The following is a 12,925-nucleotide window of genomic DNA, read 5'->3' as shown; positions in this document are numbered from 1 at the left end:
GTTAACGGCTTTAACTCGGAAACGGTAGACATCTTGGCCACCAAAATCGGATCCGCGAAGAGGCGCAGGCCTCCCCGTGCGCGCCGTTTGCGGCGCATATGGGGCGCGATGGCTATCTTGTCGGCCGCCGGGGCGCTCGCTTCGATGATCGATGCGCCGGGCCGGGCGCGCATGGCTGCGCTTTTCGACCCGGCACCCGATGTGCAGCTAGCCGCGGGCTTCGCCACCCAGACAGAGATCGCCGACCTGTCGGCCGAGCTCACCCGGCTGCGCTCCGAGACCCGCCTGCTGGCGCTGGAAAAGGAAGCGATGGCGATCAAGATCGCCACGCTGGAAGACGGTTTCGGCCCGATCACCGGCTCCATTCCCGATCCCGCCGAGCCGGACCTCGCAGAACTGGCCCCCGCAGATCTGGCCCCCGCAGATCCGGGCCCCGCTGGAACCCCGCCGGAAGCAGCCCCCGCGGAACCGGACAGGGCCGCTGAAACTGCGCCCCGATCCGTGCGGACGATCGAAATCGGTTACGTGCCGCGTCCGGGCAAACAGGATCGCTACGCGACGCCGCCGACGCCCGCGCCGAAGCCGGTGGCAACCGCCACCCCGGACGATGCGTCGGTTCAGGCGGAGACCGCTCAGGCGGATACGGCTCAGGCGGAGACGGATCTCGCCGCGCTCGCCAGCCCGACCGCGCGCGTCATTCCCTCGGCGGTGGGCCAGACCCGTTTCGCCGTTCAGCTCGGCACCGCGGATTCGATGGACGAGGTCCGCCAGATGTGGACGGCGATCGCGAATGCGCACGACATCCTGGTCGGCCGGCTCGAGCCGGCGGTCGCGATCGCCGAGGCCGACGAAACGATCCGCCTGCGCCTGCTGGCGGGACCGTTCGCCGACGCCGGCGACGCGATCCAGGTCTGCAGCCTGCTCAACGAACGCGGCGTCGACTGCCGGGCGGTTCGCAGCGAGGGCCAGAAGCTCGTCATGCGGTGACGTCATGGTGGCCACGTCCTCCGCGCCCTTGTCGAGCGCCGGGAAGCCCTGTAGGTCCTGAGTTCCTGTGATCGGGGATATCAGAGGGCCGGACCGAGACGCGCCATGAGCGAGCAGACCCGCGCCTACGTGATCCTCGCCTTCATGCCCCTGTTCTTCTCCTCGAACCTCGTGCTCGGCCGGGCGGCGCTCGAATTCGTCGAGCCGTGGACGCAGGCCTTCTGGCGCTGGGGCCTGGCGAGCGTGATCCTGCTGCCGTTCGCCTGGGCGGGGATACGCCGTAACGCCGACGCGCTCCTGGCCCAGTGGCGCCTGATTGCCCTGCTCGGCTTCCTCGGCATGGTGGTGTGCGGCGGCTTCGTCTATCTGGCGCTGCGCCACACCACGGCGACCAACGCCACGCTGATCTACACCACGTCGCCGGTCTTCGTTCTGGTGCTGGAGGTCTTGTTCCGCGGCCAGCGCGTGAGCCTGCGCCAGATCGCCGGCATCGTGCTGGCGTTCGTCGGCGTCGTCGTCATCGTCATGCACGGCGAGCTTCAGCGGCTGCTTGGCCTCAGCCTCAATCCCGGCGATCTGGGCATCGCCTTCGCCGCCTTCGCTTGGGCGATCTATTCGGTGCTGCTGCGGCGGCCGTCGCTGCAGGGCTTTCCGACGACGGTGCTGTTCGACGTCATCGCCTTGTCGGGCGCCGTGCTGCTGATCCCGTTCATGGCCTGGGAGACGGTGGCGGTGGCGCCGGTCCCGCTCGAAGCGGCGGCCTGGATCAGCCTGATCGGGCTGGCCATCTTCTCCTCGGTGCTGCCGTTCCTGTCCTACCAGTACGGCGTCAAGGTCGTCGGGCCGTCGATCACCTCGGCGTTCCTGTACCTGCTGCCGGTCTACGGCGTGCTGATGGCGGTGACCTTCCTCGGCGAGGAGTTCCACACCTATCATGCCGTCGGCTTCGTGCTGGTGACGGCGGGCGTGATCCTGGCGACGGCGCAGTTCGGCCGCCGCGTCGCGAAGGCGGCCTGACGGGGCAGCCCTTCCGGCCAGGCCTATCCGCCCAGGAACAGGCGGCCGACGTCGGGATCGGTCAGCAGGTCGTCGCCCCTGGCCGCCTTGGCGAGCTGGCCGGAGACGAGGACGTAGCCGATATCGGCGAATTCCAGGCCCTTCTTGGCGTTCTGCTCGACCATGACGATGGTCTTGCCCTCGCTGCGCTGGAGGTCGTCGAGGATCTCGAAGACCATGTCGATGAAGCGCGGCTCGAGACCGATCGAGGGTTCGTCGACCAGCAGGACATCAGGGTTCATCACCAGCGCGCGGGAGATTTCCAAGAGCCGCCGCTCGCCTCCGGAGAGAACCCGGGCGGGCTGCCGGCGCCGCTCGGCAAGCCGGGTGTACTTGTCGAAGACCCTCTCGGCCGCCTCCCGGGCCTCCCTGGGATGGGGCTTCAGGAACCCGCCCATCCAGAGGTTCTCCTCCACCGTCATCTGCGGGAAGACCGAGTTGTCCTGCAGGATGTAGGCGATGCCGGCGTCGCGCAGCTTCTCGTTGGGGTCGAGGCCGGTGATGTCGCGCCCGCCGACCGAGATGGTCCCGCCCATGATGTTGGTGAAGCCGAAGATCGAATGCAGCACGGACGACTTGCCCGCGCCGTTGGGGCCGATCAGGCACAGCGACTGGCCCTTGGCCACCCGCAGCGAGAAGTCGTGCAGGATCTCCATGCGGCCGTAGCCGGCGCGCAGGGAGTCGATCGACAGGAACGGCTCGCCGGCAAGCGCGTCGAGCACCGCCGGGTCCGGCGCCTCGGCGGCGATCTTCTCGGCCTCCAGCTGCACCGCCTCGACCGACATGACGGTGGAGATGTCGCCGATGCCGTAGCCGCGGGTCCGTTTTCCGCCCTTGTCCTCGCCGGCCATCAGTGCGCCCCCAGATAGGCTTCGACAACGCGCTGGTCGTTCTGGATCTCGTCCGGCTTGCCCTCGGCGAGCAGCCGGCCGTGCGCGAGGCAATAGATGTGCTCCGCCAGGTTCATGATGACCCGCATGTTGTGCTCGATCACGAACAGGGTGATGCCGAAGTTCGCGTTGGCGTGGACCAGCCGGTCGATCAGGCCGTTGATGAGGGTCGGATTGATGCCGGCGGTCGGCTCATCCAGCATCAGCAGCTTCGGCTCGTTCATCAGCGCCATGGCGAACTCGAGCAGCTTCTGCTGGCCGAAGGAGAGATCGCCGGCGAGCAGGTAGCGCTTCTGGTAAAGGCCAACGAATTCGAGCAGTTCCTCGGCGCGGCCGTGCTCGCCCGACCGCTGGCTGGCGAACAGATGCACCAACGTCTGGCCGCGCATGGAGGTGGAGATGAGCATGTTCTGCATGCAGGTCATGCCGCCGTAGATGCGGGTCTGCTGGAAGGTGCGCAGCAGGCCGCGCCGGGCGATCTGGCGCACGCGCAGCTTCGATATCTCGTTGCCCTCGAAGCGGATCGAGCCGGAGTCGATCGGATGATAGCCGACGATCGAGGAGAACAGCGTCGTCTTGCCGGAGCCGTTTGGCCCGATCAAGCCGATGATCTTGCCTTCCGGAACCCGCAACGAAATGTCGACATTGGCCTGGACGCCGCCGAAGGCCTTCGACACGTCCCGGACTTCGAGGAGCGTGGTCATTCGGCCGCCCCCCCTGCCCCGCGCGCCAGCGCCGGATCGACCTTGTGGCCGAAGCGCTCGGGGAAACGATCGCGCAGGAAGCCGAGGATGCCCTGCGGGAAAAACACGACGATGAGCACGATCATCAGGCCCAGCGCCACGCGCTGCCAGCCGAGCAGGTAGGTCCAGAAGACCTCCTTCAGGACCTGGAAGACGACCGCGCCGATCACCGGCCCCCACAGCGTGCCCTTGCCGCCGAGGATGGCCATCAGCACCATCCAGACGCCGAAGGTGGCGCCGGCGAAGGCGACCTCGATCGGGTCGATGAAGCGCTTCAGGTTGCCGAGGATGCCGCCGGCGACGCCGAGGAACAGCGCGGAGATGACCCAGGCGGAGACCTTGATGCGGGTGGTCGGCAGGCCCATCGCCTCGGCCTTGTCCTCGTCGTCGCGGATGGCGTTGATGGCGAGGCCGAAACGGGTCGTGTAGAGCCAGGCGACCACGATGAAGGTGATCACGGCGAGCACGAAGGCGAAATAGTAGTAGAAGCGGGCCGTGTCGCCGATGCCGGACGGCGCGTGGGGCACGACCATGCCGGAGCCGGCCCCGATCCACTCCCAGCCGTTGGCGATCTGCCCGGCCGCGACCCCGAGGCCCAGCGTGCAGATCGCGAAATAGTGGCCGCGCATGCCGAGCACCGCGGAGCCGAGGATCGCGGCGACGATGCCGGCGGAGACGGCGGCCAGCGGCAGCCCCAGCGCCAGGCCTTCGAGATACTGGGCGACGTCGAAGGTGAAGACCGTCTGGCCGCCGCCCTTGGCCGCGTTGTACTCGGCAACCGAGTAGAACAGGCCGACCTGGGTGATCGCGCAGACATACATGCCGACGCCGATGAAGACGACGTTGCCGAACGAGTTGTAGCCCATCTGCCCGCCGACCAGATCCCAGGTCAGGGCGAAGACGATGAACAGCCAGAGCTCGGCCATCTGCGACTGATAGTTCGGGAACAGGTACGGGGCGGCGGCGCCGATCGCCAGCAGCGCCGCGTAGCCCAGCAGTCTGCTGGCGCCGACATTCATTTGAGGTACTGCCGCTTGGCCGCCAGCCGCCAGTTGCGCCATACCAGCACGACGACGAGAAGCGCGAAGACGAAGGCGAGCTGATACTGGGCACCGAGGACGAAGCCGGCGATGTTCTCCGCCGCGCCGAGCCCGAGCCCGGCGAGGATGACGCCCGCGAAGTTGCCCAGCCCCGCGACGACGACGATCATGAAGGAACGGATGGTATAGGGCAGCCCGATATAGGGATGGATGTTGTAGGCCATCGCCACCAGCGCGCCGCACGACCCGCAGATCGCCGCGTTGAGCCCGTAGGTGACGGCATAGACCCGGTCGGTGTTGATGCCCATCACGCGGGCGGCCCGGGCGTTCTGGGCCGTGGCGCGGATCGCCTGGCCCATGCGCGAGCGCTTCAGGAAGACCACCATGCAGCCGCCGACCACGATGGCGAGCACGAAGGCGACGACCTTGATTTCCGACAAGGTGACGAGCCCGTCGAACAGGAACACGGTGCCGAGCCCGGCTTCCGCGATCTGCACGTTGCCGCTGAAGGCCGTATTCATCAGCTGCTGCAGGAGGATCGACAGGCCGAAGGTGGCCAGGATCGAGACGAACAGGTCGCGGTCGACGACGCGGAATATCACCGCGCGATAGAGCGCCCATCCGACGATGAACATCACGACCGCGGCGACCGGCACGGCCAGCAAGGGATGGATGCCGCCCCAGTACATCATCACGGCGACATAGCCGCCGAGCATGACGAACTCGCCCTGGGCGATGTTGATGATGCTCATCACCCCCCAGACGAGCGCCATCCCGTATGCCGCGAGCGCGAAGATCGCCCCGAGCAGAAGTCCGTTGAGGACCAGGTCCACGGTGATCACCGGAGCCTGGAACAGTATCATCAGGTTGTCGAACACGACCCGCCCCGTCCTGGAAGACTGTTTATTGTCGTAGGCGAATTGCACGGCTCCGGGGCGTCGTTTCCCCCCGCCCCGGAGCCGTGCCTTGGGTGTCCGGTCAGTTCATCGCCGGCCGCGGGATCACCGCCTTGGTCTCGGCGACGGCGCTCGGGGCGACGATCTTGTATTCGCCGTCCAGCACCTGATACAGCGCCATCGGCTTGGCGATGTTCTTGCCGGTCTCGTCGAACTTGATCTTGCCGTAGAAGGTCTCGATGTCGGTTGCCGCGAGCGCGTCGCGCACGGCCTTCGGATCGGTCGAGCCGGCCCGTTCGAGCGCATCGGCGAAGACCTGCACCGCCGCCGAGGACTCGGCCGCCTGATACGGCGGGGCGTATCCGTACTTCGCCTCGAAGGTCTTGGCGTAGTCCGCCGCCGAGCCGAACAGGTCGTCCTTGTAGGACAGGGTCGGCGCCCATTGCGTGGCGCACAGCGTGTATTCCGACGCCACCCCGAAATTGCCGATGATGTCGGCGGAATCGCAGTGGGTCATCGCCAGGATCGGCACATATACCTTCTGCTCGCTGACCTGGCGGATGCCGGTCGCGGCACCCTTGGAGTGGCCGGAGACGATCAGGACGTCGGGCTTCAGCGCCTTCACCTTGGTCAGCGTCGCCGACATGTCGTTCAGCTCGCGCGGGAACTGATCGTCGATGACGAGCTGCATGCCGTACTTCTTCATGTCGTCGAGCACGCCCGCGCGCACGTCGGCGCTGAACGGATCGTTCTCGACCACGACCGCGACCTTGATCTCCTCGGGCTTCTTGCCGAGCGCTTCCGCGTTCTCGGCCGCCAGGGCGATCGCGCTCGCCAGGTACTGCTCGGACGTCGACAGGGTGGCGAAGATGTATTTCCAGCCGTTGGTGAACAGCGACCGGGACGCGCCGTTGGCCTCGACCATCGGCACCTGCAGTTCTTCCGTCACCGGCGCCACGGCCTTGGTGAGACCGGAGCCGTAGGGGCCGAGGATCAGCTTGATCCCGTCCTGCTTGACCAGACGTTCGGCGAGTTCGGCGCCGCGCGCCGGGGTCGACTCGTCGTCGTAGTACTTCACCTCGAGCTTGTAGGTCTTGTCGCCGACCTTGATCCCGCCGGCCTCGTTGATCTTCTCGACCGCGAGATCGTAGCCGCGCTGCGTATGCTCGCCGTTGGTCGAGTAGTTGCCGGTCAGCGACACCGCGGACCCGAGCGTTATGGTGTCCTGGGCGAACGCGGCACCGCCGAACGCGACCAGTCCGGCGGCGGCGATTGTCAAAGTGGGAAATATTCGCATTGTATTTCCTCCCCTTAGGTGACGTAGGCACGGCACTTGTGTGCCGTTTTTATTGGTCCACCTAAACAATGCCGCTGTTTTCCCAGAGGTTCAAGGTCGGGATGCGGCCTCCTTGATGGCAACAATGTTTTTCCTGTACGCGTCAACGCCGTCCCCCTTGAAGACGGCGGAACCGGCGACGAGGACGTCCGCCCCGGCCGCGACGACATCGCGGGCGGTCTGCGGAGAGACGCCGCCATCGACCTGCAAGCGGATGTCGCGGTCTCCGATCATTTTGCGGATCTTCCGGATCTTGGGGAGCTGCGAGGGCAGGAAAGACTGTCCGCCGAAGCCCGGATTGACCGTCATGACGAGGATCAGGTCGACCGTGTCGAGCACGTATTCGATGGCCGATTCCGGCGTCGACGGCGTCAGCGACACGCCGGCTTTCTTGCCCAGCGCGCGGATAGCCCGCATCGACCGGTCCAGGTGCGGGCCGGCCTCGGCGTGGATGGTGATGATATCGGAGCCGGCCTCGGCGAAGGCCTGGAGATAGGGATCGGCCGGCGCGATCATCAGGTGCGTATCGAGCACCTTGTCGGTGACGGGGCGCAACGCCTGCACGATCAGCGGTCCGATGGTGATGTTCGGGACGAAGTGTCCGTCCATGACGTCGACATGGATCCAGTCGGCGCCGGCGGCGACGACGTCTTCAACCTCGGCGCCCAAACGGGCGAAATCCGCCGACAGGATCGACGGTGCAATCAATGGCTCGGCCATGGCTACTCCTCTTGTGATCCGCTCCTAGAGCCATGCGGCGGCGGCGAAATCAAGACACGGCGCCGAAATACCGGCCGGCATCCCTACCCCGCATCCGGCGGGCGCCGATTGCCGCAAGATATCCACACCCCGCGAAATAGCGTGGCGAAACTCGTCACCGGCCGGCATCATGGCGGGCTAACGAAGGGGCAGGATTCATGGCGGGCGGGGAGAGCACAGTGGGAATACCGTGGTACCGGAGGCGCGACTACGAGCGCATTCTGGCGATCATGGCGGATCGGGCGCAGTTGCCGCGATCCTACGAGACATGGCGCAACCGCGCCGAATTCCTGGAACAGAAGGTGCGCGACAGCGGCCGTCCGACGGTGCGCCTGACGATCGACCCGAAGGCGTTCTCGCGCTGGTGCTCGGCGAACCGGCTGAACACCAACGCGCACGCGCGCCTGCTCTACATCGACCAATCTGTGCGCGGCGAACCGTCCGGCGACGGCCCCTCCGGCGACGCCCCCTCCGGCGACGCCCCCTCCGGCGCCACCGACGGCTAGCCGCGCCGGCCGGCCCCTGCTTTCAGGCGCGACTGGCCCCCGCGACTGTCTGATGACTCCTCCCGGCTTCGGGCGTAGCCTCGTTGCACAACGCATCGCGGTCACCAAGAACCGGGAGGGAGGAATGCACGGACGCAGCCGCTACCAGGGGCCAGGCTACTCTTCGACCTTCGTTTCGCCGACGCCGAGCTACCGGGGCATGCCGGGCAGCAACGAGATGCGCGGCACCGACATCATCGCCGAATATCTCGTCAAGGAACGGGTTCCCTATATCCTCGGCTATGCCGGGCACGGAGCGATCGGCCTTCTCGACGGCATCTACAAGCACACCGACCGGATCAAGCACATCTCGCCGCGCATCGAGCAGGGCGCCGGTTTCATGGCCGACGTCTACTTCCGGCTGACCGGCCAGCCGCTCGCGGTCTATGCCTCGACTGGGCCCGGGCCGATGAACCTGATGATCTCGGTCGCGAACGCCTTCTACGACAATTCGGCGTTCTTCGTGATCACCGGCCAGGTGCCGACGACCCAGGTGAACAGCGGCGCGCTGCAGGACGACTACCGCTACAACGGCGACATGTCCTCGATCTTCACGCCCGTGGTGAAGAAGTCCTATCGCATCCGCCGGGTGGAGGAGCTGACGACCGCCCTGCCGGAAGCCTTCCAGATGATGCGCACGGGCCGGCCGGGGCCGGTCCATTTCGACATGCCCTACGACCTGTATATCGAGACGGCGCCGGTCTCGACGCCGGAGCCCGCCGGCGGGCCGCCCGCCGGGCATCGGGCCAACGGCGTCTCCGACTACACGATCGAGCGGGCGCTCGAGATTCTGTGCAAGAGCAAGAAACCGCTGATCCTGGCCGGCGGCGGCATCCGCGTTTCCCGCGCCTTCGACGAACTGAGGGCGCTCGCCGAGCAGCTGGAGATCCCCGTCTACACCTCGTTCATGGGAAAAGGCGCGATGCCGGCGGATCATCCGCTGCATCTCGGCGTCGCCGGCGTCTGGGGCGAGTACCCGGCGACCGAAGCCTGCCGCAACGCCGACGTGATCCTGGCGATCGGCGCGCGCTTCAACGACCTGCACACGGGGTCGTGGATACCCGGCTACGTCTACAGCATTCCGCCGACGAAGCTCATCCAGGTGGACATCGACGCCAACGAGATCGGCCGCAACTATCCCGTCGAGGTCGGCATCACAGCCGACGCCCGGCAGTTCCTCGAGCAGGCGCTTCGGATCGCCCGCGGCAAGGGACTGAAGCTTGCCGACGGCGACGCGTGGCGCAGCGATATCCGGGCCTGGCAGGCGGACTGGCGCAATTTCTGCGATCCCTACGCGCGCAGCGGCGAGGTGCCGATCGAGCCGCGCCGCATGCTGGCCGACATGAACCGGGTGTCGCCGCACGACACGATCATGGTCGACGACGTCGGCAACTGCCAGGTCTGGTCCGAGCAATACTGGATGCCGAAGGTGCCGGGCTCGCACATGACCGCCGGCGGCTTCGCGGCGATGGGCTTCGGCGTCTACGGCGTGCTCGGCGCCCGGCTCGCCCGGCCCGGATCGCCCTGCGTGACGCTGTGCGGCGACGGCGGATTCTCGATGTGCTCTCACGCCGTCGCGACCGCCGTCGAATACGACCTGCCGGCGGTCTGGGTGGTGCAGAACAACTACGCGATCGGCACGATCCGCGACCTGCAGCGGGCCTATCTCGACGGCCGCGAGATCGGCACCAGCTTCGTCAACCAGAAGACCGGAGAGTTCTGGAACCCGGACTTCGCCCGCATGGCCGAGGCGATGGGCGCGCGCGGCATCCGCATCGATCATCCCGACCAGTTCGCCGACGCCTATGCCGAGGCGATCCGATCCGGCGTGCCGACGGTGCTCGACGTCATGGTCAACCGCGACACCGGCATTCCGGTGACCGGGACGTGGCAGATGCCGCCGATACCCGAGGTGCAGCCGACCTTCGGGCAGCGCAAGGTGCGCTGACCCCGGTCGCGAAGGCTGGCCGGATATCGGCCTCGGTCAGCCACCGACCTGCCAGCGCGAGATGGCATCGCTCTGGAAGATGAGCTGGACGATATTGAGGGTCAGGTTGTCGCGTATGGCCAGGCCCAGGATCAACTCGATGGCGACCACCAGGACGATCGATGTCCAGACCGGCAGGATGCGCGCGAGCGCGAAGCCGACCGCCGCCGTCACGGTGTCGAACACGGAATTCACGACGCTGTCGCCGAAATAGCCGCGGGCGAGCGCGGTCTGCCGATAGCGCTCCATGATGAACGGCATGTTCTCGACGACCTCCCAGCCCGCTTCCAGGCCGACGGCGATCGCGAACCGCGCCGCGACCGACATACGTGGCGCCGCGAGCCACAGCAGAAGGTAGAACCCGATCCCATGCGTGAGGTGAGTGACGGTGTACCAGTCGGTCAGGTGCTGCGACGTCTCCGGGCCGGACGGATTTCCGTGCCACAGATCCAGATGGCCGCACGTACAGATCAGCGGAAGGCCCAGCGCCAGCAGCGCAATCCCCTGCAGGGCGACGAAGCCGGCCGCCAGCGCGAACCAGATGCGGGTCGTCATGGGTCGGGCCTCCCCCACCGGTATCCGAAGCGCATGCAGGCCTTAGCCAAAGGGGCTCCACGCGGAACGATACGAAACCCAACCATACGAAAACCGGGGCCGTCTTGGCGATGCTGGCCGATTCGGGTTGAGTCGCCGCGCTTGCATCGCGACGTCACGTCGGATGGAATCCCGGTTCGCCCAGGTCTGCCCAAGACCTCTGCCTAGGACACCTGCCAGAGACGATGGAGTGGCCCCGACATGAGAGCTTTGATCCTCGCTGCGGCGCTCTTCGCGGCATTGGCGCCGTTTTCTCCCGCCGAGGCGCAGGAGATGGTTTTTGTCATGAGGCATGCCGAAAAAGAGTTCACCGGCGCCGACCCGCACCTGAGCGATGCCGGACGGAAGCGGGCCCACGACTGGGCCGCGTTTCTCAGCAACGCCGACATCGACATCGTCATAAACACGGATGCGACGCGGTCCCGCGAAACCGGCGAGATCATCGCCATGTCGCTCGATGCCGACCGCGCCGAAGTTCCAATGGCTGACGTGACGGGGCTCGTGGACCTTCTGGACTTTGACCACGCCGCAGACAGGGTTCTCGTCGTCGCGCATACCGAAACCATCCCGGCCATCCTGCAGCGTCTGGGCGCGCCGGAGATCGCCCCCATTGCCGCCGATGACTACGCCAACATGTACGTCGTCGTTGCTGCCGATGGCCCGGCTGCGTCCTTCGTCCATCTTCGCATGCCCTGACGACGTCGCTCACGGGCTTTCCCGGCTTGATCGCCGTCTCTGGCGCCCCCACACTGATCGAAGCGATTGCGCCCCCTCAGGATTCGAGGACACCAACACGATGACTGGCCCCGAAAGCCGGATCCTCGACATCCCGGATTTCCTGGCCATCACGATCGGTTTCGTCGTCTTCTTCCTCGGCGCCTTCCTGACGCGGCATGTCGCGTTTCTGCGCAACTACAACATCCCCGAGCCGGTGTCCGGCGGCATCGCCGTGGCGCTGGCGACCTGGGTGGTGTATTCCTGGTTCGGGATCGAGACCGTCTTCGATCTTTCGACCCGCGACGAGCTGCTGGTGTTCTTCTTCACGACGATCGGGCTCAACGCGCGCCTGTCGGATCTGATCGCCGGCGGGCGCATGCTGGCGCTGCTGCTGGTCATGACGCTCGCGTTCATCGTCCTGCAGAACGTGATCGGTCTCCTCGGCGCGACCCTGTTCGGCTTTCCCGCCCCTGTCGGCACGCTCATCGGCTCGGCCTCGCTCATCGGCGGCCACGGGACGGCGATCGCCTGGGGCCCGACAATCCAGGCGCAGACCGGGTTTCCGGCCGCCAGCGAGATCGGCATCGCGGCGGCGACTCTCGGCCTGATCGTCGGCGCGCTGATGGGCGGGCCGATCGCCAAGACGCTGATCGACCGCAATAACCTTCAGTCGATCGCGACGGACGGAGAAATCGTCGGCGTCGGCTACGAAAGCGACGGCGCAGAAAAGAAAACCATCGACCACGTGATGCTGATGCGCGTGCTGCTCGCGGTCAACGTCGCCGTCATCATCGGCTATTTCGCACATCAGGCGATCACCGAGTGGGGGCTGAAGCTGCCGCTCTTCGTGCCGTGCCTGCTGGCCGGCATGCTGCTGTCGAACACCGTGCCGCATCTGTTTCCGCGCCTGCCATGGCCGGCACGGACGCCGGCGCTGGCGGTGGTCTCGGACTACTGCCTGTCGCTGTTCCTGGCGATGTCGCTGATGAGCATGCAGCTGTGGACGCTGGCCGGCCTCGGCGGGCCGCTGATCGCCGTCCTGGCGCTGCAGGCCATCGCGACCGCGGCGATCATCCTGTTCGTGTTCTTCCAGGTCCTGGGGTCGGACTACACGGCGGCGGTTCTGAGCGCCGGGTTCGCCGGGTTCACGCTGGGAGCGACGCCGACGGCCATCGCCAACATGTCGTCGGTGACGAAGCGCTACGGCCCTGCCCCGCTGGCCTTCATCGTGCTGCCGCTGGTCTCCGCCTTCTTCGTCGACCTCGCCAACGCCTTCGTTATCGGCTGGTTCGTGACGTTCTGATCGGCGCAAACCTTGGCGCGACAGACCGCGCAGGTCGGCGGGATCCCCAATACCGCCACTCGCCATCAACCA

The 12,925-nt window shown here is 66.5% G+C and carries 13 protein-coding genes; 6 read left to right on the top strand and 7 right to left on the bottom strand.

Annotated elements, in window-relative coordinates:
• Positions 1-108: 108 nt before the first annotated feature.
• Positions 109-987 carry an SPOR domain-containing protein gene (locus tag MUB46_RS19640; protein ID WP_261617663.1) on the top strand — a complete coding sequence of 293 codons (879 nt, stop codon included), beginning with the start codon at positions 109-111 and terminating at the stop codon, positions 985-987.
• 105 nt (positions 988-1,092) lie between these two features.
• A complete protein-coding gene (locus MUB46_RS19635) occupies positions 1,093-2,004 on the top strand; it encodes a DMT family transporter (protein WP_261617662.1) in 912 nt (303 codons plus the stop codon).
• Positions 2,005-2,027: 23 nt separating this feature from the next.
• Here the strand turns inward: MUB46_RS19635 and MUB46_RS19630 are convergent, their stop codons facing one another.
• The 6 genes from MUB46_RS19630 to rpe all read right to left on the bottom strand — a co-directional run bounded on the left by MUB46_RS19630 (position 2,028) and on the right by rpe (position 7,668).
• Positions 2,028-2,894: an ABC transporter ATP-binding protein gene (locus MUB46_RS19630; RefSeq protein ID WP_261617661.1), complete on the bottom strand. Its 867-nt coding sequence runs from the start codon at positions 2,892-2,894 to the stop codon at positions 2,028-2,030.
• Complete coding sequence (locus MUB46_RS19625) at positions 2,894-3,637, bottom strand: ABC transporter ATP-binding protein (RefSeq protein WP_261617660.1); 744 nt, start codon at positions 3,635-3,637, stop codon at positions 2,894-2,896. The genes MUB46_RS19630 and MUB46_RS19625 overlap by 1 nt, the downstream gene beginning before the upstream one ends.
• Positions 3,634-4,695, bottom strand: a complete 1,062-nt coding sequence (locus tag MUB46_RS19620; RefSeq protein ID WP_261617659.1) for a branched-chain amino acid ABC transporter permease — start codon at positions 4,693-4,695, stop codon at positions 3,634-3,636. The genes MUB46_RS19625 and MUB46_RS19620 overlap by 4 nt, the downstream gene beginning before the upstream one ends.
• A complete protein-coding gene (locus MUB46_RS19615; RefSeq protein WP_261617658.1) occupies positions 4,692-5,594 on the bottom strand; it encodes a branched-chain amino acid ABC transporter permease in 903 nt (300 codons plus the stop codon). The genes MUB46_RS19620 and MUB46_RS19615 overlap by 4 nt, the downstream gene beginning before the upstream one ends.
• A gap of 100 nt (positions 5,595-5,694) precedes the next feature.
• Positions 5,695-6,909 (bottom strand): amino acid ABC transporter substrate-binding protein, encoded by a 1,215-nt coding sequence (locus MUB46_RS19610; RefSeq protein WP_261617657.1) that lies wholly within the window; start codon positions 6,907-6,909, stop codon positions 5,695-5,697.
• Positions 6,910-6,999: 90 nt separating this feature from the next.
• Positions 7,000-7,668 (bottom strand): ribulose-phosphate 3-epimerase, encoded by a 669-nt coding sequence (gene rpe / locus MUB46_RS19605; protein WP_261617656.1) that lies wholly within the window; start codon positions 7,666-7,668, stop codon positions 7,000-7,002.
• Between the two features lie 218 nt (positions 7,669-7,886).
• On the opposite strand from rpe, the gene MUB46_RS19600 reads away from it, so the two are divergent.
• Together MUB46_RS19600 and MUB46_RS19595 are read left to right on the top strand one after the other, a co-directional pair.
• Complete coding sequence (locus MUB46_RS19600) at positions 7,887-8,213, top strand: hypothetical protein (RefSeq protein ID WP_261617655.1); 327 nt, start codon at positions 7,887-7,889, stop codon at positions 8,211-8,213.
• A gap of 124 nt (positions 8,214-8,337) precedes the next feature.
• Positions 8,338-10,200, top strand: a complete 1,863-nt coding sequence (locus MUB46_RS19595) for a thiamine pyrophosphate-binding protein (RefSeq protein ID WP_261617654.1) — start codon at positions 8,338-8,340, stop codon at positions 10,198-10,200.
• Between the two features lie 36 nt (positions 10,201-10,236).
• On the opposite strand, the gene MUB46_RS19590 is transcribed toward MUB46_RS19595, so the two are convergent.
• On the bottom strand, positions 10,237-10,794 hold the full coding sequence (locus MUB46_RS19590; protein WP_261617653.1) for a DUF2585 family protein: 558 nt from the start codon (positions 10,792-10,794) through the stop codon (positions 10,237-10,239).
• A 249-nt stretch (positions 10,795-11,043) separates the two neighbouring features.
• Between MUB46_RS19590 and MUB46_RS19585 the strand changes: the two genes are divergently transcribed.
• The gene (locus tag MUB46_RS19585; RefSeq protein WP_261617652.1) at positions 11,044-11,529 is read left to right on the top strand and encodes a histidine phosphatase family protein; all 486 of its coding nucleotides are present in this window, start codon (positions 11,044-11,046) and stop codon (positions 11,527-11,529) included.
• Positions 11,530-11,629: 100 nt separating this feature from the next.
• Positions 11,630-12,853: a sodium/glutamate symporter gene (gene gltS / locus MUB46_RS19580; protein WP_261617651.1), complete on the top strand. Its 1,224-nt coding sequence runs from the start codon at positions 11,630-11,632 to the stop codon at positions 12,851-12,853.
• Positions 12,854-12,925 lie beyond the last annotated feature (72 nt).

The sequence above is a fragment of the Microbaculum marinisediminis genome, from assembly GCF_025397915.1.
GTDB lineage: Bacteria > Pseudomonadota > Alphaproteobacteria > Rhizobiales > Tepidamorphaceae > Microbaculum > Microbaculum marinisediminis.
Note: the sequence above shows the minus strand (reverse complement) of the source record. Positions and strands in the feature narration are given on the sequence as shown.

Coding starts and splice junctions, on each gene's coding strand:
- MUB46_RS19640 (WP_261617663.1), top strand. CDS start 109: ATGGCTATCTTGTCGGCCGCCGGGGCGCTCGCTTCGATGATCGATGCG.
- MUB46_RS19635 (WP_261617662.1), top strand. CDS start 1,093: ATGAGCGAGCAGACCCGCGCCTACGTGATCCTCGCCTTCATGCCCCTG.
- MUB46_RS19630 (WP_261617661.1), bottom strand. CDS start 2,894: ATGGCCGGCGAGGACAAGGGCGGAAAACGGACCCGCGGCTACGGCATC.
- MUB46_RS19625 (WP_261617660.1), bottom strand. CDS start 3,637: ATGACCACGCTCCTCGAAGTCCGGGACGTGTCGAAGGCCTTCGGCGGC.
- MUB46_RS19620 (WP_261617659.1), bottom strand. CDS start 4,695: ATGAATGTCGGCGCCAGCAGACTGCTGGGCTACGCGGCGCTGCTGGCG.
- MUB46_RS19610 (WP_261617657.1), bottom strand. CDS start 6,909: ATGCGAATATTTCCCACTTTGACAATCGCCGCCGCCGGACTGGTCGCG.
- rpe (WP_261617656.1), bottom strand. CDS start 7,668: ATGGCCGAGCCATTGATTGCACCGTCGATCCTGTCGGCGGATTTCGCC.
- MUB46_RS19595 (WP_261617654.1), top strand. CDS start 8,338: ATGCACGGACGCAGCCGCTACCAGGGGCCAGGCTACTCTTCGACCTTC.
- MUB46_RS19590 (WP_261617653.1), bottom strand. CDS start 10,794: ATGACGACCCGCATCTGGTTCGCGCTGGCGGCCGGCTTCGTCGCCCTG.
- gltS (WP_261617651.1), top strand. CDS start 11,630: ATGACTGGCCCCGAAAGCCGGATCCTCGACATCCCGGATTTCCTGGCC.